This is a genomic window from Mesorhizobium sp. M2A.F.Ca.ET.067.02.1.1, from assembly GCF_004023285.1.
In the GTDB taxonomy this organism is placed as follows: Bacteria; Pseudomonadota; Alphaproteobacteria; order Rhizobiales; family Rhizobiaceae; genus Mesorhizobium.
In genome coordinates this window covers 1-385 of record NZ_RZSB01001498.1, presented here as the reverse complement: position 1 = coordinate 385, position 385 = coordinate 1, and the positions used below count along the sequence as shown (strand labels likewise).

2 pseudogenes are annotated in these 385 nt (G+C 61.6%); both read right to left on the bottom strand.

Annotation, left to right across the window (positions count from 1 at the left end):
- A pseudogene (locus EOA28_RS38505) lies at positions 1-190 on the bottom strand (ABC transporter permease); the annotation flags it as partial.
- Positions 187-385 (bottom strand): annotated as a pseudogene (locus EOA28_RS38500) (ABC transporter ATP-binding protein); the annotation flags it as partial. The pseudogenes EOA28_RS38500 and EOA28_RS38505, both read right to left, overlap by 4 nt.

Genomic DNA, 385 nt, shown 5'->3' with positions numbered 1-385 from the left:
GCTCGTGCAATTGCCAGACCTGGCTGATCGGCTCGATGAAGTAGATATGGAACGCGTTGAGCGGGTTGACGCCGAGCAGCGCGAACATAATGGCGCCGGCAATGATGGTCAGCGCGAAGGCGATGAACGGCGACAGCATCGAAAACAGCGCCGAGCGCTGCGGGCGTTTGACGAGTTCGAGGCGCATCATGCCGTCTCCAACGTATGTTCGGCGTGGCCGGGTTCGGCGCCGCCCATCAGCAAGCCGACCTTCTCGAAAGTCGCTTCGGCGATCGGCATCGGCTTCGAGAGCTCGCCATTGTGCATGACCGCGATCGCGTCCGATATCTCGAACAGCTCGTCCAGATCCTGGCTGATCACCAGTACGGCCGATCCGCTGCGAGAG